The following is a 23,220-nucleotide window of genomic DNA, read 5'->3' on the forward strand; positions in this document are numbered from 1 at the left end:
GTATTGTGGGCTCCGCGCTTGAATCCCCCTCTTCTTCCAGAAGGTAACAATGGCTCGCAAGGTCCAGGTTCTCCTCGTCGACGACGTCGACGGCAGCACTGCTGACGAGACCGTCTCGTTCGGTCTCGACGGTGCGAACTACGAAATCGATCTGTCCACCGCGAACGCCGAGGCGTTTCGCGACTCCCTGGCGAAGTACGTGGAATCCGCCCGTAAGGCCGGACGAGGCGGCACCGCGAAAGCGGCCCGTACCGCCGGTACCGCAAAGCCGTCACCGAGTGCCGACCGCGCACAGAACCAGGCGATTCGCGACTGGGCCAAGCGAAACGGTCTGCAGGTGAGTGAGCGCGGCCGCATCCCGGCCGAGATCATCGAGAAGTACCACGCCGCCGCCTGACGCCCCGCTCCGCCGTGTTTTCGGGGATGGGGACGGCGGAATAGCAATTCGCTGCAATGTGCATTCCGCACGGGTCGGCCTCCGGGAGGCCGACCCGTTGCCGTTAGGCGAACCGCCTTGCGAAGTGGATTAGTTGGGAATCCGTCACCGAGCGGTGGTAGCTCATCAGGGCGACCACGCCGGTGACGGCCACGGTCAGCGCTGTCACGAACCCGAGGCCACCGAACGCGGTGATCCGTTCGAGAAAACCGGAGTGCGAGGCCACGATCGCCGCCGCTCCGTACATCTCGGCGGCAGTGGTCGCCGCACCTGCCGCCGCGATCACCGACCAGTGCAGACGCTCGGCACGGTTACGCATCCACCGCAGCCAGCGCCACGACGAGTAGCCGGCGAATCCGCCGGTCGCGGCCAGGAACCCGATCCCGACGGCTCCCGCCGCGGTCACCCCCGGCAGCAGCGTGGACACCACGGCGAGCGCGAGGAGCACTGCCAGCGCGCCGATTGTCGTCGAGAACGCGATCTCTGCCACGCGCGCGCGGCGCGGGGCGGCGTTCATCACGACGGAACTCGGAACCGGCCGGGCGACCCGCTCGCGCACGAACGCCAGAACCGCGTCCTCGATCGACGCGTGCACCGCAGGCGGCACGGTCAGGCGCTCCATGCCGAGCGCCCACGGACGCCGGTGCGGGTCCCGCATCGCGGACGCGAGCGGGGCAGCACACGGGGCCGGACGGGTCGTGCCCGGCACGAGCCCGGGTCGCTGCTGCGGACGGGACTGGTCGGTCCGGGCCAGCGACGGACGGCCGGGCCCCGGACGAGTCGTCGCGCCGGATTTTCGTTCCGACGAAGGGCCGGACTTGCCGGATGACGATCGGCCGTTCGGCCTCGTCGCCACCGAACCGGAGACGCCTTGGTCCATCGTGGACCTCCCCCCAACGAGACCCGCAGCGCGGTCGACAGCCGTGGCCGATAGATATCGACCTTTCCGCCCCTTGCGCCACCCCGATGCCCGATCAGTGCGTGAACAGGAAGTACCCGGCCTTCCGGGCATCATGCTATTTCCTACTGATTTACGGCCACAAGTCACGTTTGTGCATCGCCGCTGCAGGCGTCGGCCGAGGGTCGCAGCAGGTTGGAAATCAACAGTTGTTGAAAAACCGATTGCCCGACCTCGTGCAGCACCGCCCACCAGGGCGATTAACGTGACTAGTCGGACAACGCCTGAGAGGAGCCGATGGTGCGGCGGATCGTCCCGATCGTGGTCGTCGCGGCGATCGTCGTGGTCGAGGCGATCGTCGGCTGGCCGTCGCTGACCGCGGCGTTCACCGAGCTGCACACCCCGAACTGGGGCTGGGTCGCGGCTGCTGTCGTCGCCGAACTCGTCTCGATGGGCGGTTACGCCCGCATGCAGCGGCGGCTGCTCCGCTCCGCGGGCACCACCGTGCACCTGGGCCGGCACGTCGCGCTGGCCTTCGCCGCGCACTCGCTCTCGGTCAGCCTGCCCGGCGGCCCGCTGTTTTCCACGCGCTACAACTTCCAGCAGATGCGGCGGTACGGCGCCTCCGCGGCGGCCGCCTCCTGGTGCATCGCGCTGAGCGGGGTGCTCTCGAGCGTCGCCCTCGTGCTCATCGGCGCCGGCGGCGCACTCCTCGCCGGTAGCGGCGGCGGCTACTCCACGCTGGTGACCTACCTCGTCGTGGGCCTCGCGCTGGCCGTCGCGGTCCGGGCCATGGCGCGGCACCCCCAGTGGCTGACGACCGTCGCCGCCGCGATCGAGTCGTTCGTCAACCGCGTCCGCCACCGCCCGGAGAGCGGCAGCGGTCGCCTCGTCGCGCTCGTCGGTGAACTCACCTCGGTCCGGATCCGGCCGCTAGACCTCGCTGTCGCGTCGTACTTCGCGCTGGCGAACTGGCTGCTCGACGCGCTGTGCCTGTGGCTGTGCTGCCGGGCGGTCGGCGCGCCCCACATCACGGCAATCGCGCTCGTGCTGGCCTACTGCGCGGGCATGGCCGCGGCGAGCATCCCGCTGGTACCGGGCAACCTGGGGGTGGTCGACGGTGCGCTGATCGTCGGCCTGGTGGCCGGTGGCATGGCGACCAGCACCGCGATCGCGGCGGTCGTGCTGTACCGGATCGTCAGCCTCGGCTTCATCATCTCGGCGGGCTGGATCGTGTGGCTGCTGATCCGCCGGCGCCAGCGCCGGGATCCTCGGTACACCGCCGAACCGGACAAACAGGCAGGAATTAGGCTCCAGACATGAGCTCTAGAGCCATTCGCATCGGGGTGCAGCTCCAGCCCCAGCACGCCGACTACCAAGCCATCCGCCGAGCCGCCGCCGAGGCGGAAGAGATCGGCGCCGACATCCTGTTCAACTGGGACCACTTCTACCCGCTCTACGGCGAGCCCGAGGGCAAGCACTTCGAGTGCTGGACGATCCTCGCCGCCTGGGCCGAGCAGACCTCGCGCGCCGAGATCGGCGCCCTGGTCACCTGCAACAGCTACCGGAACCCGGAGCTGCTCGCCGACATGGCGCGCACCGTCGACCACATCAGCGACGGCCGCCTCATCCTGGGCCTCGGCGCGGGCTGGTTCGAGAAGGACTACGACGAGTACGGATACGAGTTCGGCACCGCCGGTGGCCGGCTGGCCGACCTGGCCCAGGCGCTGCCGCGCATCGAATCGCGGCTCGACAAGCTGAACCCGCCGCCGACCCGGGACATCCCGAAATTGATCGGCGGCGGTGGCGAAAAGAAGACGTTGCGGCTGGTGGCCGAGCACGCCGACATCTGGCACAGCTTCGGTGACGCCCCGACGATCGAGCGCAAGATCGGCATCCTGCAGCAGCACTGCGCCGACGTGGGGCGCGACGCGGCCGAGATCGAGATCTCGACGGGCGTCGAGGGCAAGCCGGCCGACGTCGGCGGCACTCTGTACGACCTGGGCGTGCGGCTCTTCACCGTCGGCGTCGGTGGCCCCGACTACGACCTGTCAGCCCTGCGCGAGTGGGTCGCCTGGCGCGACGAGCGCAACGGCTAGAACCGTCGGGGGCGGCCCGGCGACGGGCCGCCCCAATTCGCGCCCTGGACGGCATCAACGTCCTTGAATGGCGTTTTGAACCTTATTCAACTTCACGTCTTCGGACGGCGCAATTCGCGGCTGAATTGCATTAACAGGACCTTAATTCGCGAACCGAATGACGATTTCGCTCGTCGTGTATTCCTATTCTTGACAGCGCATGACCACTCGACGAGGGGAGGACCGGCGATGAGCCTCGACACGATCGACTCCACCGAGACGTGGTCATCGCCGCCACCGATCACCTGGCCGCCGGCACCCCCGGCACCCCCACCGCCACGCCGACGTCGCCCGCTCCTCGCTGCGCTGCTCGGCCTGCTCTGCGGCGCGCTGGTCGTCGGGGGCGTGTGGCTCGGAAACTCGCTGCTTACGGAGCCGACGCCCGGTCCGGACGGTGCTGCCGACAAGGCGTGCGGGATCCTCGCGGACCTGCCCGCGGCCACCGCCGACAGCCTGCTGCGCTCGGACGGCGCGGCACTGCGCACCGCCGGTGAGCTGAGCGCCACGGCCGCGTCCGGCGATCAGCAGTACCGCCGACTGGCCGACGCCACCCGTCAGGCCTATCTCGCGAGCACCGACCTCGACCCGGCGTTGGTGAATAGGCAGATCGGGACCGCTCTTTCGGAATGCGGCCGCTGACAGCTCACAAATTGACCCGCGGACATCGTCGGCGTTCGTGCTGAGGTCCCGGCGGTTGTTGCAAGCGACGGCACTGGTCAGCACACTCGACCGGTTCGCGATGCCCCCGATGCTGATCGCGATCGCCCGTGACCTCGGCGTATCGCTGGCGCAGATCGTCCAGGCCGCCAGCGTCTACTTCCTGGCCTACGGGCTCATGCAGCCGGTCTGGGGCATGGTCTCCGACCGGGTCGGGTTGATCCGCACGATGCGGGTGGCGCTGCTGATCGCGGCCGTCGCCACGGCGGTCTCCGCGCTGGTGTCCGGGCCGTGGTCGCTGGCGGTGGCCCGGGGTATCGCGGGCGGCACGTTCAGCGCCGGGATCCCGGCCGGGCTGGTGTACCTCGGTGACACGGTCCCGGCCGCCGACCGGCAACGCGAGATCACGAACCTGATGTCGGGCAGCGCGGTGGGCACGGCCTTGGGGGCGTCCGGCGCCGGGATCGTCGCGCAGCTCACGAGCTGGCGGCTGACGTTCCTGATCACGTCCGTCGCCGCACTGCTGCTGGTGGTGGGATTGCGCTGGTTGACCCCGGCGCCCCGGAATCGGCAGGGGCAGCGGCTGGGCGCGGCGCTGGGGCAGGTCGCTCGGTCGCGCTGGGCGTGGCTGGTGCTCCTGCTGGCGTTCGGCGACGGCGTGGTACTCCTCGGCGTGCTGACGCTGCTCCCGGCGGCGGTGGAGGCGGCGGGGTCGGGGGCGGCGTTGTCCGGGTCGGTCACCGCGTTCTACGGGCTCGGCATGCTGTTGTTCGCGCGGGTGGCGGGCGCTCTGTCCCGGCGGCTCGGCCGCTGGCAGCTGCCCGCGGTGGGAGCCGCCGCCGCGTTCGTCGGCGCGACGCTGGTGGCGCTGTCCCAGGCACCGGCGGTCGCGATCGTCACCGCGCTGCTGCTCGGGCTCGCCTGGGCGTGGCTGCACTCGACGCTGCAGACGTGGGTCACCGAGGTGCTGCCCGCGGTGCGGGCGACAGTGGTGTCGCTGTTCGCGGGCGCGCTGTTCACCGGCAGCGCACTGGCGGCGCTGCTGGCGTCCGGACCCGCCGACCGGGGTGAGTACGGCTTGGTGTTCACCGTGGCGGCGGTGCTGATCGTTCCCGTGGGGCTCGCCGCCGCCGTCGGCCGCGCCCGCTACTTCTCGGCGGTGAGGGCGGAGTAGACGAGCTGCCGGAGCTGGCTGCGGATCGGGTAGGTGCTCGACGGCAGCAGCTGGGTGAGGAACACGACGACCAACTGCTCGGCGGGGTCGACCCAGAACGCGGTGCTGGCCGCCCCTCCCCAGCCGAACTCGCCGACGCTGCCGAGGTTCCGCCCGGCCACCGGGTCGAGCGTGACCGAGACCCCGAGCCCGAAGCCCACGCCCCGGAACGGCGTCTCGGCGAAGAGCGGCCGGCCGAACTGCTCCAGGTCGGCGCCGCCGGGCAGGTGGTTGGCGGCGAGGAACCGGACCGTGCGGTCCCCGAGCAGGCGGACACCGTCGAGTTCGCCGCGGTTCAGCAGCATCCGCGCGAACCGGTGGTAGTCGGAACGGGTGGAGACGAGGCCTCCCCCGCCGGAGAGGTACCGCGGTTCCTGCAGCACCGCGCGCCCCATCTGGTTGTTGCGCACCAGCCCCGGCGTGTAGAGCGCGGCGAGGCGATCGGCGTCGGACGCGGAGAACGCGGTGTCGGTCATCCCCAGCGGACCCAGGATCCGCTCGGCGAAGAACGTGTCGAGCGACTGCCCCGACACCACCTCGACGAGACGCCCGACGACGTCGGTGGCGACCGAGTAGTTCCACTCGGTGCCCGGCTGGAACGCCAGCGGCAGCCCGGCCCAGGCGTCGACGCACGCCGCCAGATCGAGCTCCTTCGGCGTGCCCCACTCGAACCCGTTCGCCCGGTAGATCTCGTCGAGCACGTCGACGTGGTGGAAGCCGTACGTGAGGCCGGCCGTGTGGGTCAGCAGGTGCCAGATCCGCACCGGCTCGATCGCCGGCACCGTCACCGGTTTGGCGGCGGTGCCGCCGGTGAGCACCCGCTGGTTCTCGAACGCCGGGAGGTACCGGCTCACCGGATCGGTGAGCTCGAACGCGCCCTCCTCGTAGAGCATCAGCGCGGCGACGGACGTGATCGGCTTGGTCATCGAGTAGATGCGGAACAGCGTGTCGTCGGTGACCGGCGCACCGGCCTCGACGTCCCGGAGTCCGTACGTGCTGGTGTGCGCCACCTGGCTGTAGCGGCTGATCAGCAGCGACCAACCCGGCAGCCGCCCGTCGTCGACGTAGCGGGCGAAATGCCGATCGAGCCGGGCGAGACGGGTCGGGTCCAATCCGACCTCGAGTGGCTCGACCTCACGTGCAACCTGCGTCATCGCGCTCTCCTCCCGGCCCCGGCGCCGCTCTTCCATCCTTATCGCCTGCGACGCTGCCTCGCGTCCGATTCTCACGGTTGACATCGGCGCAGGTGTGAGTGTTCAATCACTCTTATGAGAGTGAGTGGTCAACCACTCTTCCAGCGAAGGAGAACGCCATGATGACCGAAATCGTGCTTCCCGGCCTCGTCGAGCCCGACGGCCTCGTCATCCGGCAGCGCCCGCTTCCCGAGCCGACCCCCGGCCAGGTCCGCGTCACCGTCGAGGCGAGCGGCGTCTCGTTCGCCGAGCAGCAGATGCGTCGCGGCAAGTACTACGACCAGCCGCCGTTCCCGTTCGTGCCCGGCTACGACGTCGTCGGCCTGGTGACCGCGACCGGCGAAGGCGTGGACCCCGCCCTGCACGGGCGTCGCGTCGCCGTGCTGACGAAGATCGGCGGCTGGGCCACCGACGCGATCGTCGACGCGGGCGACCTCGTGCCGGTGCCCGACGGCATCGACCCGGCGGACGCCGAGACCGTCGTCGTCAACGGCATCACCGCCTGGCAGATGCTGCACCGGCACGCGAAGGTGCGCCCCGGCGGCACGATCCTCGTGCACGGCGCGAACGGCGGCGTCGGCTCGACGCTCGTCCAGCTGGCGAAGCACGCCGGCATCCGGGTGCTGGGCACCGCGTCCCCGCGCAACCACGACGCCGTGCGGGCCCTCGGCGCCGAGCCGATCGACTACCGCTCCGATGTTCCGGCACGCGTCCGCGAGCTCGCGCCGAACGGTGTCGACGCCGTGTTCGACCACATCGGCGGCAAGAGCGTCGACGACTCGTACCGGCTGCTGGCCCCGAAGGGCGCGCTCATCTCCTACGGCTCGGCCGCGACCAAGAACGACCCGGGCAACTCGCAGCTGCCCGTGCTGACGCTCATCGCGCGACTGGCCTGGTGGAACGCGCTGCCGAACGGGCACCGCGCGATGTTCTACAACATCTGGACCGGGCGCCGGCGTCGCGCCTCGTTCCAGGCGAAGCTCCGTGAGGACCTCGGCGCCGTGTTCCGTCTTCTCGCCGACGGCGCGATCACCGCGCAGGTCGCCGCCCGGATCCCGCTCACCGACGCGGCGAAGGCCCTCGAACTCGCCGAGTCGGGCACCGTCACCGGGAAAGTGGTCCTGGTCACGCGTTGAACTCCGGGCCGTCCGTCCGGTACTTGTGGTCGCGGTCGACGACGTGGATCTCGGTGTAGGAGTGGGCCCCCATCAGGCGGCTCTTGGTCGTCTCGACCATCGCCCGGTGCCCCTCCTCGGCCTCCTCGCGCGAACGCCAGCGCTCGATGCCGCCGAAGTCGTCGTGGTGCTCGGCCAGGCCGCTGACCAGCGTCTCGTACTCGGCGATGCCGTCACCCATGGCCCGGTTCGCGGGCAGCCAGACCGTCGAGACCGTCGCCACTTTCCCGCCCTGCATCCCACTGGAATACAGGTCGGTCAGCCCCACGTGGAGGAGCTCCGGCGTCTTCTCCCAAGTGAACGTCGCCATGATCTCCGGCCCGGAGAGATCTTCCTCGACGCCACGCTCGGTGAATCGGGTCTTGTCGCTCATCGCCTCTCATTCCACCCTAGATCCGATCATGTGGGACGGATATCCCCGGCGCGTCGAAATAACCCAGGAGGAATGCATAGTTGTCCGATAGGGATTAGACGCTCGACCTCTGGGCGAGTTAAGGTCGGAAACGTGTCTGCGCCCTTACATCTTGCGGTCGCGTTTGACGGCGCCGGGTGGCACCCGGCGGCTTGGCGAGAGCCGGAGGCTCGCCCAGCCGAACTACTCTCCGCCGGCTACTGGGTCGATCTGGCTCGCGAGGCCGATGCCGGCCTGCTCGACTTCCTGACGATCGAAGACGCGGTCGGCTTGCAGACCAGTGGCTACGACCGACAGGACGACCGGGTCGACCAGGTCCGCGGCCGCCTCGACGCGGTGCTGATCGCGTCCCGGGTCGCGCCTCGCACGACGAACGTCGGGCTGGTCCCCACCGCCACCGTCACGCACACCGAGCCGTTCCACCTCTCCAAGGCCATCGCCACGCTCGACTACGTCAGCAAGGGTCGGGCCGGCGTCCGCGTGCAGGTCTCCGCACGCGCCCACGAGGCCGAGCACTTCGGCCGCCGCACGATCCCCCAGTTCCAGCCGGACAACGTCGAAGTCTTCACCGACCTCTTCGACGAAGCCGCCGACTACGTCGAGGTCCTCCGCCGCCTCTGGGACTCCTGGGAGGACGACGCCGAGATCCGCGACGCCGCGACCGGGCGCTTCATCGATCGCGACAAACTGCACTACATCAACTTCGAAGGCAAATTCTTCGACGTCAAGGGGCCGTCCATCACGCCGCGGCCGCCGCAGGGTCAGCCGCTGGTCACCGCGCTGGCGCACGCCACGATCCCCTATCGGCTCGGGGCGCGCAGCAGCGACGTCGTCTACGTGACGCCGCACGACGTCGAGGGCGCACGCACGATCCTGGCCGAGGTGCGCGCCGAGCAGGAGGCAGCCGGTCGCGCCGCCGAGACCGTGCACGTCTTCGCTGACCTGGTGGTGCTCTTCGGTGGTCGCGACCGTAAGGCCCGCCTCGACGAACGGGCCGGCGAGGAGCTCACGTCCGACGCGCTGATCTTCACCGGCACGCCCGCCGAACTTGCCGACCTGCTGCTCGAGTGGCAGGCCGCCGGTATCTCCGGTTTCCGGCTCCGCCCCGGCGTTCTTCCGACCGACCTGGAAGCGATCACCCGCGGCCTGGTCCCTGAGCTGCAGCAGCGCGGCGCGTTCCGCCGTTCCTACGAGGCGAACACACTCCGGGGCCTGCTGGGTCTTCCCCGGCCCGCGAATCGGTATTCGGAGGTCCCGGCATGACGAAGAAGATTCACCTCGCTGCGCACTTCCCCGGCGTCAACAACACGACCGTCTGGAGCGACCCGGCGGGCGGCAGCCACATCGAGTTCGACTCGTTCGTCCACCTGGCGCAGACCGCGGAGCGGGCGAAGTTCGACTTCTTCTTCCTCGCCGAGGGCCTGCGCCTGCGCGAGCAGGGCGGCAAGATCTACGACCTCGACGTCGTCGGCCGGCCCGACACGTTCACGGTGCTGGCCGCCCTCGCGGCGGTCACCGAGCGGCTCGGCCTGACCGGCACGATCAACTCGACGTTCAACGAGCCGTACGAGGTCGCGCGCCAGTTCGCGTCGCTGGACCACCTGTCGGACGGCCGGGCGGGGTGGAACGTCGTCACGTCGTGGGACGCGTTCACCGGCGAAAACTTCCGGCGCGGCGGTTTCCTGGCGCAGGAGGACCGCTACGCCCGGGCCAAGGAGTTCCTCGCGACCGCCGCGGAGTTGTTCGACTCCTGGCGCGGCGACGAGATCGTCGCCGACAAGGACTCGGGCGTCTTCCTGGGCGACGCCAACGCCGGTGCCTTCCGGCACCAGGGTGAACAGTTCGACATCAGCGGCCGGTTCAACGTCCCGCGCAGCCCGCAGGGTCGTCCGGTGATCCTTCAAGCAGGTGATTCCGACGAGGGGCGCGAGTTCGCCGCCGCCACCGCCGACGCGATCTTCAGCCGGTACGGCACCCTGGCCGAGGGGCAGGCGTTCTACTCCGACGTCAAAGGCCGACTGGCCAAGTACGGCCGCACACCGGATCAGCTCGTGATCCTCCCGGCGGCGACGTTCACGCTCGGCGACACCGATGCCGACGCCCAGGAGAAGGCCGCGGTGATCCGCCGCCAGCAGGTGAGCGGCCAGACCGCGATCAAGTTCGCCGAGCAGCTCTGGAACCGCGACCTGTCCGGCTACGACCCGGACGGTCCGCTGCCCGACGTCGAACCGCTCGTCGGGGAGAACACGATCTCGCGCGGGCGGGCGAGCGTCCGGATGTTCCGCGACCCGCTCGCGGTCGCGCAGCAGTGGCGGGACCTGGCGGCGGAGAACAAGCTGTCGCTGCGCGAGGTGGTCATCGAGGTGACCGGGCGGCAGAACTTCATCGGGTCGGCGTCGACGGTCGCCGAGCAGATCAACACGCTCGTGCAGGAGGACGCCAGCGACGGCTTCATTCTCGTTCCGCACATCACGCCGGGCGGGTTGGACGAGTTCGCCGACACGGTCGTGCCGCTGCTGCAGGAGCGCGGCGTGTTCCGCACCGAGTACGAGGGCGAGACCCTCCGCGACCACCTCGGCCTGGCGCCGCTGCCGTGACCACCGTCACGAAGCCGACGCGGCCGGCGCGAACTAGGTTCGTCCGGTGAGCCTTCTCCAGGACCCGGCGTCGACGCCGGCCGCGCCGCACCCGCTCGACAACCCGGCCTGGGCCTCGATGACCGGCGCGCACCGGCACCTGGCTCAGGTCCACGGCCACGCGGCCCGCTACCAGCCGGACGTCTCGCCGTTCGGGGTGATCGCGCCGGACGCGGACGAGGACGTCTGGGCCGACGTGCGCGCGCTCGTCGGCCTGGACGCCACGTTCTTCCTGGCCGCGATCGACGTTCCGCCGCCGGACGGCTACGAGGTCGTGTTCTCGATGCCCGGCGTGCAGATGATCGACGCCGGAGTCGACGCACGCAGCGACGAGGAAGCGATCGTCCTGACGCCGGCGGACGTGCCGGAGATGCTCGATCTGGTCGCGCGTACCCAGCCCGGCCCGTTCGAGCAGCGGACGATCGAGATGGGCACGTACCTGGGCATCCGGCGGGACGGAAAGCTCGTCGCGATGGCGGGTGAGCGGATGCACCCGCCCGGCCACACCGAGATCAGCGCGGTCTGCACCGACCCGGCCCACCAGGGGCAGGGCCTGGGCGGACGGCTGGTGCGGGCGGTCGCCGCGGGCATTCGGGCCCGCGGCGAGGTGCCGTTCCTGCACGCGTCGGCGTCGAACACCGGCGCGATCGCCCTCTACGAGAAACTAGGCTTCGTTCTCCGCAAGAACACCCGGTTCAGCGCGATCCGTACGCCGGCGGCGTAGGTACCACCACTCACCGGCGACGACAGCGACGAGCAGGAGCGCAGTGCCGACGCTGACCCAGGTGCCGAGGTCGGCGTACTTCGGGGCGTAGGAGAAGTCGACGGTGTGCCTCCCGGCGGGCACGTGCACGGCGGCCAGGCCGTGATCGGCACGCACCAGATCCGCGCGCTTGCCGTCGACGGTCACCTGCCACGTCGACTGGATCGCGTCGGCCAGCACCAGGTATCCGGCGCCCTCGGCGTCGACGGTCAGCGCCATCTCGTCGAAGCCGTCGTCGTCCCACCGCACGGTCGCGGGTTTGCCGTCGGTGGCGCCGCCCGGTGCGTCGAGCACCACGGCGTCCGCGGCGACCGATCCGTTGGCGAGTAGGTCCAGCCGCTTGGCGGAATCCTCTTCGACCACCGCGCTCGACGCCCAGCGTGCCCGCGGGAGTGCGGTGTTCCGGTGGTAGATGATCGCGTCGCCGTCCTGCACCAGCGTCAGGCCGTCGTTGGTGGGCGCCACAGTCGACAACGCGGGTGCACCGGACCGCCCGGCCACCGCCAGTGACTCCGCACCTTGCATCGCGATCTCGGCGGTCAGCTTCGCGCCGGCCGGAACACCCTCCGCCGCCAGGGGAACGTAGAACGGCTGGTCAGCCGCGATGTTCCGGTCCACGCGCTGCGACGACGCCACCTCGCGGCCGTTCGCGTCGCGCAGAACCACGCTGATCCACATTGTGTAGGTCTCGTTGACGCCCTTCGTCACCGGCGTCACCCCGATCCCCCGGACCGGCCCGGTGACCGGCACGCTCACCGGCTTACCCGGCGTGAGCGTGTACGCCGACCCGTCCCCCACGTCCTTCTTCTCGACGCCGTACGGAGTCTGCGTGGGCGGCGTGACGTACTCGGCGATCGAGAGCCGGTCGAGGATCGGGTTCGTCGGCGACGTGCCGTCGTTGAGCGGCTGCGGCCAGAGGAACGTCGCCGGTTTCGGCGGCGCGCTGAACTGGTAGCCGGGCATCTTCTCGAGCAGTTCGGCGAACCGCGCCTCGACGAACGAGTGTCCCTGCAGCCCGCGCAGCCGGTACATCTGGTGGACGCCACCGAGCACCGCGCCGTTGGAGCCCCAGAACCGCTCGTGCCCGAGGTTCGCCTCCAGGTACCGGTGCGTGTCGGTGACCGGGTAGAAGTCCTTGACCGGTGTCCGCGGCCAGTAGTTGTGCACCCACAGCAGCGCCTGCGCAGCGACGACCAGCGGGATCAACGCGGCGGCCGCGAACCGCAAAGCCTTGTACCTGGGTACGAACCAGAGCCAGAACACCGCCCCGAGCGCCGCGCACACGAACATCAGCCCGATCGCGAGCTCACGGTTGAGCCACCCCAAGTGCGGGCCGCCGCCGGGGAACCCCCACTCGCCGTCGTGCACCAGCGCGAACCTCCGCGCCGACACGTACAGCACGACGCCGAACGCGGCGACGCCCGTCCACACCGCGGCGCCCCACAGCAGCCGACGCTTGTCGCGCAGGGCCTGGTGATCGCGCGACCGGTCGAGCAGCACCTGGAACCCCACCGCCGCGATCACCGCGACGCCGAACCCGAGGATGCTGCGGGCCCGCTCGACCGCGTTGTCGCTGAACAGGTACGGCAGCTTCTGCAGCGCCGCGAGCGGCGGGCCGCCCAGGAAAATGATGCCGCCCCAGATCGCGGTGGAGGCGACGAAGAACAGGAACGCCGCCCGCGGCAGCGACGCGCGTGACCGGCTGAACAGCGCGATCGCGGCGATCAGCAGCACCGCGACGGCGGCTCCGACATACGCGACCTCCTCGAGGAAGATCCGCGTCTCGTACCAGTACGGGCCCTCGGGCGGCTGCACGGTGCCGAACACGTACGGCGCGATCGACGTCAGCAGTACCTGGGTGGGGATGTGCTGGTCGGGTGTCTGTCCGCGGCCGCGCACCAGCACCGTGGACATCACCGACACCCACGGCAGGATCTGGATCGCGACCAGCGCGGCACCCGCGCCGACACCGGCCGCCGCCTTGAGGCCCACGCCGAGCATGCGACGCGACCGACCGTGCTCGGCCAGGCCCCGCACCACGACGTAACACGCGCCGGTGGCCAGCGTGTACCCCGTCACGGCCGGGAAGCCGCCCAGCAGCATCGCGGCAGCCGTCAACGCGAGCAACGCGGCATCACGCAATCGGCGGTTCTGCACGACGCATTCCAACGCCCAGAACACCGCCGGGATGAACGCGGCGACACGGCTCTGCGGCCAGTTGACCCAGACGATCATGAACGCGCTGGTGGCGAACGCCAGACCGCCGAGCAGCGCCGCCGGTTTGCCGAGCTTCAGCCGCCGCAGGAACAGGTACGTGCCACCCACCGCGACGATGATCTGCAGCAGCAGCATGTACGCCGACGCCAGCCACGCGGGCAGGAACCAGAACGGCAGCGCGACCGGCGACGCCATCCCAGCGTTCGGCGTGCCACCGAGCGATCCGCCGCCCAGCGCGTACGGGTTCCAATTGGCCCATTCACCGTGCTGAATCGCATCGCCGAACAGTGCGGCGTTCGGGACCGCGGAGTCGACGGTGTCACCCAGGTCGAGCGTCTGACGCTGGACGCCGAGCAGCTGACCGTCGGTGTACGGGGCCACCCGGGCGAGCAGACCGGTCTCGGTGAGCGAACTGCCGCCCCACAGCGGCGAACCGATGCCCGCGATCGCGAACGCGGCGATCGCGAGCACGACGACCGTGACCAGCGCATCGGGCCGGCGTCGCCACCAGCGTCGAGGCTTTTCTTCGGCAGGGCTTTCGGATGCCCGGGGGGTGAGTTCCTGCGTCGCGCTCATCGGGCGGCGACGCTACCAGCCCCGGGCGACACGATCGGCACGCACCGTGCGGTGCTCACCGTCCGGTTGGCCCGAAACGCTCCGTACGGATGGCTGCCGGATCGTGCCCAGCGTCGACCAGAAGGTTCGCGACGACTTCGACGAACGGAGTCGGACCGCAGACGTAGACGCGTGGTTTGTCGTCCGGTGTCCAGGCGTGCGCGGCCAGCAGGCCCGCGCCGACGCGTCCGGGCGGCATCGGCCAGTCCGGCGGGGTGCGCCGGGTGTAGGCGAAGGTCAGATCGATCCCGAGATCGCCGAGCTCGGACGCGTAGATGGCCTCGGCGGGGCTCCGCACCGAGTACAGGAGCTTGAACGGCGTGTCCGACCCCGCCTGCGCCCGGGCGCGGGCCATCGCCATCAGCGGCACGACGCCCGATCCGCCCGCGATCAGTTGCACCGGCTGAGCGTCGCCCGGACGCCACACGAAGTACCCGCCGACCGGGCCGCGCAGCTCCAGCGGGTCCCCGACGTCGAGCACCTGGGCCAGGTACGGCGACACCTCCCCGTCGTCGACGACCTGGACGGTGATCTCGACGCGGCCTTCGGCAGACGCAGAGGCGATCGAGTACGACCGCTCGGTCGAGTAGCCGTCGGGCGCGGTCAGCCGCACGTCGAGGTGCTGGCCGGCCAGGTGCCCAGGCCAGTCCGGGACGTCGAGCACGAGCGTGCGGGCGGTGGGCGTCTCGTCGCGCACCGCGGAGACGGTGCCGACCTGCCAGGACAGCCGCCGAACCACGTCAGTCCCCCTCGTAGCGCTGCTCGCGCCAGGGGTCGCCGTAGTTGTGGTAGCCGTTCTCCTCCCAGAAGCCCGGCTCGTCCTCCAGCAGCAACTGGATGCCGCGCACCCACTTGGCGCTCTTCCAGAAGTAGAGGTGCGGGACGAGCAGCCGGGCCGGGCCGCCGTGCTCGGGTTCGAGCGGCTGGCCGTCGAAGCCGAACGCGATCCAGGCCTTGCCGTCGAGCAGGTCCTCCAGCGGCAGGTTCGTCGAGTACCCGCCGTAGGAGTAGACCTTCGCGTACTCGGCTTCGGTCTCGATGTTCTCGAACAGCGTGTCGAGGGACACGCCCTCCCAGTCGGTGTCGAGCTTCGACCACTTGGTGACGCAGTGGATGTCGACGTGCGGCGTCTCGCGCGGGAGGGCCTGCAGCGCTTCCCAGCCCCAGCCGTGGACCGCGCCGGTCTCGGTGACGATGCCGAAGTTCCACTCGGCCAGGTCCACCTGCGGCGTGGGGCCGTAGGTGAGCACCGGGAAGTCCTCGGTGAGGTACTGGCCGGGCGGTAAGTCGCGCTCGTGCCGTCTGCGCCCGGTGAAACCGGGGGAGATGATGCTCATTTACGCCGTCGCTTTTCCTTGATCCGGACCGTGATCTGGATCGGCGACCCGACGAACCCGAAGTCCTCGCGCAGCCGCCGCTCGATGTACCGCGTGTAGGCCACGTCGACGGGGCCGCTGGTGAACAGCACGAACCGGGGCGGCTTGTTGCCGGCCTGGGTCGCGAACAGGATGCGGGTCTGCTTGCCACCGCGCACCGGGTGCGGGTGGGCCGCGACCAGCTCGGACAGCCAGCTGTTGAGCCGTCCGGTGGGGATGCGCTGCTCCCAGCCCTCGAGGGAGGCGTGCAGCGCCGGGGCCAGCTTGTCGACCGCCCGGCGGGTGCGCGCGGAGATGTTCACCCGCGGCGCCCAGCGGACCCGCTGCAGATCGCGGTCGATCTCGCGCTCGAGCAGCTCGCGGCGGTCCTCGTCGAGCAGATCCCACTTGTTGAACGCCAGCACGAGTGCGCGCCCGGTCTCCACGACCGTCGTGATGACGCGCTGGTCCTGCTCGCTCAGCGGCTCGTGTGCGTCGAGCAGGACGACGGCCACCTCGGCGGCCTCGATCGCGGCGGCCGTACGCAGGCTCGCGTAGTACTCGGCGCCACTGGCGAACGTGACCTTCTTGCGCAGGCCCGCGGTGTCGACGAAACGCCAGACCTCGTCACCGAGCTCGACCAGGCTGTCGACCGGGTCGACGGTGGTGCCCGCCACCGCGTCGACGACCGCGCGGTTCTCCTTGGTGACGGCGTTGAGCAGGCTCGACTTGCCGACGTTCGGGCGGCCGACCAGCGCGACCCGGCGCGGACCGCCGGTGCCGAAGCGGCCCTCCATCGGCGCCTCGGGCAGCTCCTCCAGCACCTTGTCGAGCAGGTCACCGGAGCCGCGGCCGTGCAGCGCCGAGACCGGCCACGGCTCGCCGAGACCGAGCCGCCACAGCTCGGCGACGTCGGCCTCGCCCTTCGTGTCGTCGACCTTGTTCGCGGCGAGCACGACCGGCTTGCCGCCGCGCTGCAGCACGCGGGCGACGGCCGCGTCGGTCTCGGTGATGCCGACGCGCGCGTCGACCACCAGCAGCACCGCGTCCGCGACCGTCATCGCGTACCGGGCCTGCTCGGCGATGGCGGCGGCGCGGCCCTGCGCGTCGGGCTCCCAGCCGCCGGTGTCGACAAGCGTGAAGCGGCGGCCGTTCCACAGCGCGTCGTAGGCGACCCGGTCGCGGGTGACGCCGGGGACGTCCTGCACGACCGCTTCGCGGCGGCCGAGGATGCGGTTGACCAACGTGGACTTGCCGACGTTGGGGCGCCCGACGACGGCGAGCACGGGCAGTGAGCCCGGTACCTCGTCGTCCCCCTCGTCGGAGTCGTCGAGAACAGCGAGCTCGGCATCGGAAATGTCGTATTCCTCGGCGAGCTGGGTCCAGTTGTCACTCATCAGGCGGTCGCTCCGGCGGTCTGGTCGACGACGCGGAGGACGGTGGCTACGACCTGCTCGAACGTCAAGGTGGAAGTGTCGATCTCGACGACCCCGTCCGCGGCGACGAGGAAGTCGACGACGGTGGAGTCGCGGGCGTCGCGGGTCGAGATCTGGGCGTGGGTGGCGGCGAGCGACTCGGCGTCGTCGTTGCCGTGCAGTTCCCGGGCGCGGCGGGCGATCCGGGCGTTCTCGTCGGCGGTGAGCAGGAGCCGCACGTCCGCGTCGGGAGCGACGACAGTCGTGATGTCGCGGCCCTCGGCGATGATGCCGGCGCCCTTCTCCTCGATCAGGGCACGCTGCCGGGCGATCAGATCGTCTCGGACCGCCAGGTTCGTCGCGATCGCGCTGACGTTCTCCGAGATCCGCGTCTGCCGGATGGCGGCGGTCACGTCGACGCCGTCGCAGGCGATCCTGGGTGACGCGGGATCGGTCGCGATGTCGAGGACCAGCGACCGGCTGAGCTCGGCGACCGCAGGCTCGTCGGCCAGGTCGAGGCCCCGGTCGAGCGCGGCCCAGGTGACGGCCCGGTACATCGCACCGGTGTCGAGGTAGCGGAGGCCGAGCGTGCGCGCGACCTCGCGGCAGACACTCGATTTGCCCGATCCGGAGGGGCCGTCGACGGCGATGACGCCCCGGAAACCCGTATTCAACGGCTGGCCTTCCTGTGAACCGAACACCTCCCTATCATGCCCGCTCCGGGTCACGGCTGTGCAAACAGGAAAACACTGGCTCTTGCTGGAGAATACTGGAACGAGCTACCGTCCGAGGGTGCCGAAATCCGCCGAGGCGCTGGAGCGCCACATCGACGACCTGCGGGCGGCCGTCCGCCGAGCCGTCACGGCGGGTGACCGGGCACGCGCGCGGACGCTGCGCGCCGAGCTCCGCGACGCCGAGAACGAGTGGGAAGCGGCGCTCGAAACCCTGGCGCCCGAGCGCGTCGAACGGCCCGTCGCTCTGCTCCCCCTGCGTGAACAGGTGCACCAGGCACTGACGATGCTCGGCGCGCCCGCCGCCCTGAAACTGATCGTCCAGGTGCACGAGGCGTTCTCCACCGGCGAGATCACCTCGGCACGGCTCACCAGCCTGCGGCGCGACGAGGAGCGCTCGTTCCGCTCGGCCCCGCAGGCCCGGCCGTACTACCTGTGCGCGGCGCTCACCGCGGATCTGCTCGCACCGGCCCGAGGACTGCTCGCGGTGTCCACCTGGTCGATGTCCACCCGCATCGTCGGGCCGCTCAGCCCCCGCGTCGACTTCCTGACCGCGGCCGCGCGGCTGGCCGAGGAGATCCAGCGGCTGACCGACCCGGGCCCGGCCGCACGTCGGCTGCTCTGGCGGTTCGCCGCCAACATCCCCGGCGCGGCGACGGGCTCCGACTCCGTGCGGCCGGAAACGGTGGCCGCGGCGGCGCTCGCGGAACTGGACCTGCACCGCGACGCCGACCAGCGTCGACGCGACGACGCGGCCCGGCGCGCACGGGACCGGTTGGACGAGGTCCAGCAACTGTTCGGCGCCAAGTTCGGAGCCGTCGCGACCGAACACGGCAGCGCCTGAGTCACACTGTTCCCAGAGAACCCCGCTTCCCCGCCAAGGATCTCCGTGCACAAGATTCCCCCGTCCGATCCCCGCCTGGCCGTGCTGCGCGGCGGCGCCCCGCCGAAGCGTCACAACGCCCGGACGGTCGCGGCGCTGACCACGAACCCGGGATGCTCCCGGCGCGCGGTCCTCGACACCGCCGGGATCGACAAGGACGCGCTCGCCCGCCACATCGGCTTCCCCGCGCCGTTCGGCCAGTCGTCGTTCGCGATCACCCGCGGGAACGCGTTCGAGGCGCAGGTCAAGGCCGACGGCTGCGCCGAACTGCTGACGCTGCTGCGCGAGACGCTCGGCCTCGACCTGACCGAGGTGGCCTATGCCGACCTGGAGAGCGTCGGCGACAACACGTCCGAGGACCTGCGCAACACCTACTCCGAGCAGCGGCTCGCACACGGCGACGAGAACACGCTGTTCGACCACCCACTGCTGCGGCTCGACGTGGCCGGGCAGAGCGTCTACCTGGAGCCCGACCTCGTCGCGTTCCAGCACGAGGGCGTGTTCCACGTCGTCGAGATCAAGTCTTTCGCAGTGATCGACGGGCAGGCCGACCCGAGCAAGGTCGCGGCCGCCGCGATCCAGTCGGCGGTGTACGTGCACGCGCTGCGGCAGCTGCTGGGACGGCCCGAGGCCGTCGCGGACGAGGTCGTGCTGGTCTGCCCGAAGGACTTCTCCAACCAGCCGGTGGCCACCAAGGTCGACGTCCGCAAGCAGCTGATCGTGCTCGGCCACCAGCTCGCCCGGCTGGAGAAGGTCGGCGCGCTGCTCGACACGCTGCCCGAGGGCCTGACGCTCAGCCTCGAGTCCGACGCCAAGGAGGTGTCCGCGTCGCTCACCGAGATGAGCGCGCGGTACTCCCCCGACTGTCTGGGCCACTGCGAGCTGGGCTTCTACTGCCGCGACGAGGCGTCCGGGCACACCGACGCGCTCGGCACCGCGGTGCGTGAGCAGCTCGGTGGCGTCGACACGGTCGCGGAGGCGCTCGCGCTGGCCGACGGGTCGTGGACCGGCGCGGACCACCAGGAAGAGGTGGCCGCCGTCCTCCGCACCACCGCCCGCGTGTACCACGAGGTCCGCGCGGCCGGCGACGTGCGCGCCGCCGGCGGCGGGGTCGCGTGAGCGCGATCGGCGCCTACGCGCGGGCGGTCGCGGTCGCCGACGGGGTCGCGCAGCCGATCACGACGGTCCGGCACGTGCACGTCGCGGCGCGTCCGCTGGTGTTCGTGCCGCTCGCGCTCGCCGGTGAGGCCAACGCGCCGCTGGCGGCGATGATCGGCACGGACCGGGCCCGGCCCCGGCTGCTGATCGTGCCGCAGCCGCGTGACCGTCAGCTGCGGTTCGCGTTCGCGGCTGCCTTGGCCGAGATTTTGCTGGCGTACCTGTCCTCGTTCCCGGTCGCCGTCGAGGGCGAGGACCCGACCGCGGACGACGCACCGCAGCTCTGGGTCCCCAACCGCGGCGGGCTCGCCTTCCTGCGCCTTTTCGGACGCTCGACGCGGTTCCGCCGCACGACGGGTGACTATCCCGTGGCGCCCGGGGTGCCGGTGCTCGGGCGGTGGCTGACCTGGTTCGCCGAACGGTCGGAGTACCCGGGCGCGAGCGCGGCGCTGGCGGCGACCGAGGTGCTCTCGGCGCACTGGGCCACCGGTCAGAGCGCGCTGGAGGACGCGAACCTCGCGGCGCTGCTCGGCTGGATCGACCCGCCCGCGGGGAAGAGCGCGCGTGCGGCAGCCCGCGATGCCGAGGACCCGCTGCTGTGGCCTCCGGCGGGCCCGTCGACCGACCCGACGTTCGACAACGAGGTGCTCGCCCCGGCGATCGCCGCCGGGTCGGTGGCCCGACTGGAACACGTGTTGAGCGGTCAGACCCGCCCGACCTGGGACCTGACGTGGCAGGCGATCGACCGGATGCGCGGGTTGACGCCGGGCACGTCGGTCGCCGGGCGGTGGGCCGCCGACTGTCGTCACTATGCGCGGTTCCACCAGTGGATGGCCGAGGACGGGCTGCCGCAGGCACGCCGCGACGGCGCGGTGGCCGCTGCCCGCCGGCTGGCCTCGCTGGAGTGGGCGCTGCAGGAGTACGCCGTGGCGCGCTCGTTCGACGATCCGCTGGTGATGGCGGACTTCCGGGTCACCGGGGAGGCGTTCCGCGGCATCGTCGTCGCGCTCGACGCGGAGCGTCGCGTCGAGAACGAGAACGGCAACCTGGTGAAGCGGCCGCTGGTGGTCGTGCGCACCGAGGATCCGGTGCACCTGGCGGCCGGGACGGCTGTCGGTTCGCCGGTGCGTCCGAAGCAGTCGGGCCGGATCCTGTCCGTGGACGACGGGGAAGTGACGATCGAGATCGACAAGGGCGTCCGGCCCGCGAAGGGCGGCAGCATGCTCGACGTGCTGCCCCGCAGAGGCGAGGAGCTGACGTACAGCAGCGTGCTGGCGTCCGGCGGCCGCGGCCCGTCACTGCCCCCCGCGGAAGAGACGCCGTGGACGCACGGCGGACCGCCGGAGCCGTACGTGCCGACCGACGAGGACGCGACGGAGACCTGGGAATGACCGCCCCCGCTCTCGAGGCCGCGCAGACCACCGAGGCGATCCTCGCCGACCTGCGCTCCGGCGCCCACCGCGGGATCGTGGTCGACTCCCCGCCCGGCGCGGGCAAGTCGACGCTGGTCGTGCGTGCCGCGCTGGAGCTGGCGCTGGCGGGCGAGCCGCTGATGATCGTCGCGCAGACCAACGAGCAGGTCGACGACCTGATCGTGCGGCTGTCGGGGTCGCTGTACGAGGCGCGGCCGGACGCGTGGATCGGCCGGCTGTCGCGGGGCGGGTTCGTGGCGCCGCTGCGGCTCGCGGCGCTGCCCAACGTCGTCGTGTCGAGCAGCCTCGGGGACCTGAACGACCCGCTGGTGACGATCGCGACCGCGGCGAAGTGGGCGCACGTGAAGGACCACGTGTGGCCCTGGGCGATCGTGGACGAGGCGTACCAGATGCGCTCGGACGCGCTGCTCGTGCTGGCCCCCCGGTTCGAGCGGGCGCTGTTCGTCGGGGACCCGGGTCAGCTGGACCCGTTCTCGACGGTGGAGAACGACCGCTGGCGCGGGCTGACGTGGGATCCGATGCAGAGCGCGATCTCGGTGCTCTTGCGCAACAACCCCGGGGTGCCGGTGCACCGGCTGCCGGTGTCGTGGCGGTTGCCGCACACCGCGCAGGAGGTGGTGGCGTCGGCGTTCTATCCGTTCACCGGGTTCCGCACCGGCACGGGGCCGGGTGAGCGCGAGCTCGGGTTCTCGGTCGCGCCGTTCGGCCGCAGCGCCGAGGACGCCGTGCTGGCGAAGGCCGCGGCGGGCGGCTGGGGCCTCCTGGAGCTGCCGCGACGCCACACGCTGCGCACCGACGGCGAGGCGGTGGAGGCGGTGGCCGCGATCGCTCGCAGGCTGCTCGAACGCGGTGCCACGGCCCGGGACGGCTCGGCGGTGTCACCGGTCGGCCCCTCGCGCATCGCCGTCGGCGCGGCCCACCGCGATCAGGTGGCGGCGATCCGGGCCACGCTGGACCACCCGGAGATCGTCGTCGACACCGCGAACCGCCTGCAGGGCCGCGAGTACGACGTCACGGTCTTCCTCCATCCCCTCTCCGGCCGACGCGACGCGACAGCGTTCCACCTCGAGGCGGGGCGGCTGTGCGTGCTCGCGTCCCGGCACCGGCAGGCGTGCATCGTCGTGGCCCGCGAGGGCATCCGCGACCTGCTCGACGCCCACCCGTCCAGCGCCCCGGTGCACCTCGGCGACCCGGTCAAATTCCCGGACGGCTGGGCCGCCAACCAAACCATGCTCGCCCACTTGGAGCCCCACACGGTCACCCGCTAGCGGGCTCCATCGCGCGGCGGACGGTGTCGCGGAGGAGGGAGCGGCGTCGGTCGTGGACGGCGGTGGGTTCGTCGGCGGTGGCCGCGTAGACGTTGCTCACCGGTGACCAGGCCATCGACATCGCGATGACCAGGGCCATGACGTCGAACGGATCGCCCGGACGGACGCGCCCGGCGGCCTGCGCCTCGGCGATGGCGCGAAGCTTCCGGTCCTCGTACTCGCCGTGCTGCTCCACCAGGTGCCCGGCCGGGCGACGCTCCAGGCGCGCCCAGGTGGCCAGCCGGATGAGGTCGGGGCGGCGGAGGTACTCGTCGTAGAGCCGGACGGCCCAGTCGGCCAGGTCACCGGCGTCGATCGCCACCACGTTCGTGATCCGCTCCAGCGACGCGAAGAAGATCGCGTCGAAGAGCTGGTCCTTGTTGCCGAAGTACCCGTAGAGCTGCGCCTTGTTCGTGCGCGCCGCCGCCACGATCCGCTCGACGCGCGCGCCGGCGATGCCGTGCTCGGCGAACTCTTCGGTCGCGGCTTCGAGAATTCGCTGGTAGGTGGCTTCACCCCGCGCGGTCCCCGGCATGGCTCGAAGCCTAACGACTGCTGCTACTGTCGAAACAGACCGAACGGTTT

At 71.0% G+C, this 23,220-nt stretch carries 22 protein-coding genes; 13 read left to right on the forward strand and 9 right to left on the reverse strand.

Features of this window, described 5'->3' with window-relative positions; genetic code table 11:
• Positions 1 to 49 precede the first annotated feature (49 nt).
• A complete protein-coding gene (locus tag ACGFY5_RS36475) occupies positions 50 to 397 on the forward strand; it encodes an Lsr2 family protein (RefSeq protein WP_392727658.1) in 348 nt (115 codons plus the stop codon).
• Positions 398 to 500: 103 nt separating this feature from the next.
• Here ACGFY5_RS36475 and ACGFY5_RS36480 read toward each other — a convergent pair whose 3' ends face one another.
• Positions 501 to 1,316, reverse strand: coding sequence for a hypothetical protein (locus tag ACGFY5_RS36480; protein WP_392727660.1), 816 nt, complete (start codon positions 1,314 to 1,316; stop codon positions 501 to 503).
• A 318-nt stretch (positions 1,317 to 1,634) separates the two neighbouring features.
• On the opposite strand from ACGFY5_RS36480, the gene ACGFY5_RS36485 reads away from it, so the two are divergent.
• The 4 genes from ACGFY5_RS36485 to ACGFY5_RS36500 all read left to right on the forward strand — a co-directional run bounded on the left by ACGFY5_RS36485 (position 1,635) and on the right by ACGFY5_RS36500 (position 5,303).
• On the forward strand, positions 1,635 to 2,657 hold the full coding sequence (locus ACGFY5_RS36485) for a YbhN family protein (protein WP_392727662.1): 1,023 nt from the start codon (positions 1,635 to 1,637) through the stop codon (positions 2,655 to 2,657).
• Positions 2,654 to 3,433 (forward strand): LLM class F420-dependent oxidoreductase, encoded by a 780-nt coding sequence (locus ACGFY5_RS36490; RefSeq protein ID WP_392727664.1) that lies wholly within the window; start codon positions 2,654 to 2,656, stop codon positions 3,431 to 3,433. The genes ACGFY5_RS36485 and ACGFY5_RS36490 overlap by 4 nt, the downstream gene beginning before the upstream one ends.
• A gap of 228 nt (positions 3,434 to 3,661) precedes the next feature.
• Positions 3,662 to 4,111 (forward strand): hypothetical protein, encoded by a 450-nt coding sequence (locus ACGFY5_RS36495; RefSeq protein ID WP_392727666.1) that lies wholly within the window; start codon positions 3,662 to 3,664, stop codon positions 4,109 to 4,111.
• A 37-nt stretch (positions 4,112 to 4,148) separates the two neighbouring features.
• Positions 4,149 to 5,303 (forward strand): MFS transporter, encoded by a 1,155-nt coding sequence (locus ACGFY5_RS36500; RefSeq protein ID WP_392727669.1) that lies wholly within the window; start codon positions 4,149 to 4,151, stop codon positions 5,301 to 5,303.
• Here ACGFY5_RS36500 and ACGFY5_RS36505 read toward each other — a convergent pair.
• The gene (locus ACGFY5_RS36505) at positions 5,276 to 6,496 is read right to left on the reverse strand and encodes a serine hydrolase domain-containing protein (protein ID WP_392727671.1); all 1,221 of its coding nucleotides are present in this window, start codon (positions 6,494 to 6,496) and stop codon (positions 5,276 to 5,278) included. The genes ACGFY5_RS36500 and ACGFY5_RS36505 overlap by 28 nt on opposite strands.
• Positions 6,497 to 6,654: 158 nt before the next feature.
• On the opposite strand from ACGFY5_RS36505, the gene ACGFY5_RS36510 reads away from it, so the two are divergent.
• On the forward strand, positions 6,655 to 7,671 hold the full coding sequence (locus tag ACGFY5_RS36510; RefSeq protein WP_392727674.1) for a medium chain dehydrogenase/reductase family protein: 1,017 nt from the start codon (positions 6,655 to 6,657) through the stop codon (positions 7,669 to 7,671).
• Here ACGFY5_RS36510 and ACGFY5_RS36515 read toward each other — a convergent pair.
• Positions 7,661 to 8,083 carry a hypothetical protein gene (locus tag ACGFY5_RS36515; RefSeq protein ID WP_392727676.1) on the reverse strand — a complete coding sequence of 141 codons (423 nt, stop codon included), beginning with the start codon at positions 8,081 to 8,083 and terminating at the stop codon, positions 7,661 to 7,663. The two genes, ACGFY5_RS36510 and ACGFY5_RS36515, sit on opposite strands and share 11 nt — an antisense overlap.
• Positions 8,084 to 8,215: 132 nt before the next feature.
• On the opposite strand from ACGFY5_RS36515, the gene ACGFY5_RS36520 reads away from it, so the two are divergent.
• From ACGFY5_RS36520 to ACGFY5_RS36530, 3 genes are all read left to right on the forward strand, one after another.
• Entirely contained in the window at positions 8,216 to 9,385 is a 1,170-nt protein-coding gene (locus tag ACGFY5_RS36520; protein ID WP_392727678.1) for an LLM class flavin-dependent oxidoreductase, read from the forward strand.
• On the forward strand, positions 9,382 to 10,719 hold the full coding sequence (locus tag ACGFY5_RS36525; protein WP_392727681.1) for an NtaA/DmoA family FMN-dependent monooxygenase: 1,338 nt from the start codon (positions 9,382 to 9,384) through the stop codon (positions 10,717 to 10,719). The genes ACGFY5_RS36520 and ACGFY5_RS36525 overlap by 4 nt, the downstream gene beginning before the upstream one ends.
• A gap of 118 nt (positions 10,720 to 10,837) precedes the next feature.
• Positions 10,838 to 11,482, forward strand: a complete 645-nt coding sequence (locus tag ACGFY5_RS36530) for a GNAT family N-acetyltransferase (RefSeq protein ID WP_392727864.1) — start codon at positions 10,838 to 10,840, stop codon at positions 11,480 to 11,482.
• On the opposite strand, the gene ACGFY5_RS36535 is transcribed toward ACGFY5_RS36530, so the two are convergent.
• The 5 genes from ACGFY5_RS36535 to cmk are packed head-to-tail and all read right to left on the reverse strand — an operon-like array spanning position 11,423 to position 17,824.
• Positions 11,423 to 14,314 (reverse strand): YfhO family protein, encoded by a 2,892-nt coding sequence (locus ACGFY5_RS36535; RefSeq protein WP_392727684.1) that lies wholly within the window; start codon positions 14,312 to 14,314, stop codon positions 11,423 to 11,425. The genes ACGFY5_RS36530 and ACGFY5_RS36535 overlap by 60 nt on opposite strands.
• A gap of 55 nt (positions 14,315 to 14,369) precedes the next feature.
• Positions 14,370 to 15,092 (reverse strand): ferredoxin reductase, encoded by a 723-nt coding sequence (locus ACGFY5_RS36540; RefSeq protein WP_392727687.1) that lies wholly within the window; start codon positions 15,090 to 15,092, stop codon positions 14,370 to 14,372.
• A 1-nt stretch (position 15,093) separates the two neighbouring features.
• The gene (locus ACGFY5_RS36545) at positions 15,094 to 15,690 is read right to left on the reverse strand and encodes a sulfite oxidase-like oxidoreductase (RefSeq protein ID WP_392727689.1); all 597 of its coding nucleotides are present in this window, start codon (positions 15,688 to 15,690) and stop codon (positions 15,094 to 15,096) included.
• Complete coding sequence (gene der, locus ACGFY5_RS36550) at positions 15,687 to 17,105, reverse strand: ribosome biogenesis GTPase Der (protein ID WP_392727692.1); 1,419 nt, start codon at positions 17,103 to 17,105, stop codon at positions 15,687 to 15,689. The genes ACGFY5_RS36545 and der overlap by 4 nt, the downstream gene beginning before the upstream one ends.
• The gene (gene cmk, locus ACGFY5_RS36555; RefSeq protein WP_392727694.1) at positions 17,105 to 17,824 is read right to left on the reverse strand and encodes a (d)CMP kinase; all 720 of its coding nucleotides are present in this window, start codon (positions 17,822 to 17,824) and stop codon (positions 17,105 to 17,107) included. The genes der and cmk overlap by 1 nt, the downstream gene beginning before the upstream one ends.
• A 91-nt stretch (positions 17,825 to 17,915) precedes the next feature.
• Between cmk and ACGFY5_RS36560 the strand changes: the two genes are divergently transcribed.
• From ACGFY5_RS36560 to ACGFY5_RS36575, 4 genes are read left to right on the forward strand one after another with little or no spacing between them, the layout of a single operon-like run.
• A complete protein-coding gene (locus tag ACGFY5_RS36560) occupies positions 17,916 to 18,698 on the forward strand; it encodes a hypothetical protein (RefSeq protein ID WP_392727697.1) in 783 nt (260 codons plus the stop codon).
• Between the two features lie 54 nt (positions 18,699 to 18,752).
• Positions 18,753 to 19,856, forward strand: coding sequence for a hypothetical protein (locus ACGFY5_RS36565; RefSeq protein ID WP_392727867.1), 1,104 nt, complete (start codon positions 18,753 to 18,755; stop codon positions 19,854 to 19,856).
• On the forward strand, positions 19,853 to 21,286 hold the full coding sequence (locus ACGFY5_RS36570) for a hypothetical protein (RefSeq protein WP_392727699.1): 1,434 nt from the start codon (positions 19,853 to 19,855) through the stop codon (positions 21,284 to 21,286). Before ACGFY5_RS36565 ends, ACGFY5_RS36570 begins: the two co-directional genes overlap by 4 nt.
• On the forward strand, positions 21,283 to 22,596 hold the full coding sequence (locus ACGFY5_RS36575) for an AAA domain-containing protein (RefSeq protein ID WP_392727701.1): 1,314 nt from the start codon (positions 21,283 to 21,285) through the stop codon (positions 22,594 to 22,596). Before ACGFY5_RS36570 ends, ACGFY5_RS36575 begins: the two co-directional genes overlap by 4 nt.
• Here the strand turns inward: ACGFY5_RS36575 and ACGFY5_RS36580 are convergent.
• Positions 22,586 to 23,170, reverse strand: coding sequence for a TetR family transcriptional regulator (locus ACGFY5_RS36580; RefSeq protein WP_392727704.1), 585 nt, complete (start codon positions 23,168 to 23,170; stop codon positions 22,586 to 22,588). The two genes, ACGFY5_RS36575 and ACGFY5_RS36580, sit on opposite strands and share 11 nt — an antisense overlap.
• Between the last annotated feature and the right edge of the window lie 50 nt (positions 23,171 to 23,220).

This window comes from Cryptosporangium sp. NPDC048952 (assembly GCF_043197895.1).
Lineage (GTDB): Bacteria > Actinomycetota > Actinomycetes > Mycobacteriales > Cryptosporangiaceae > Cryptosporangium.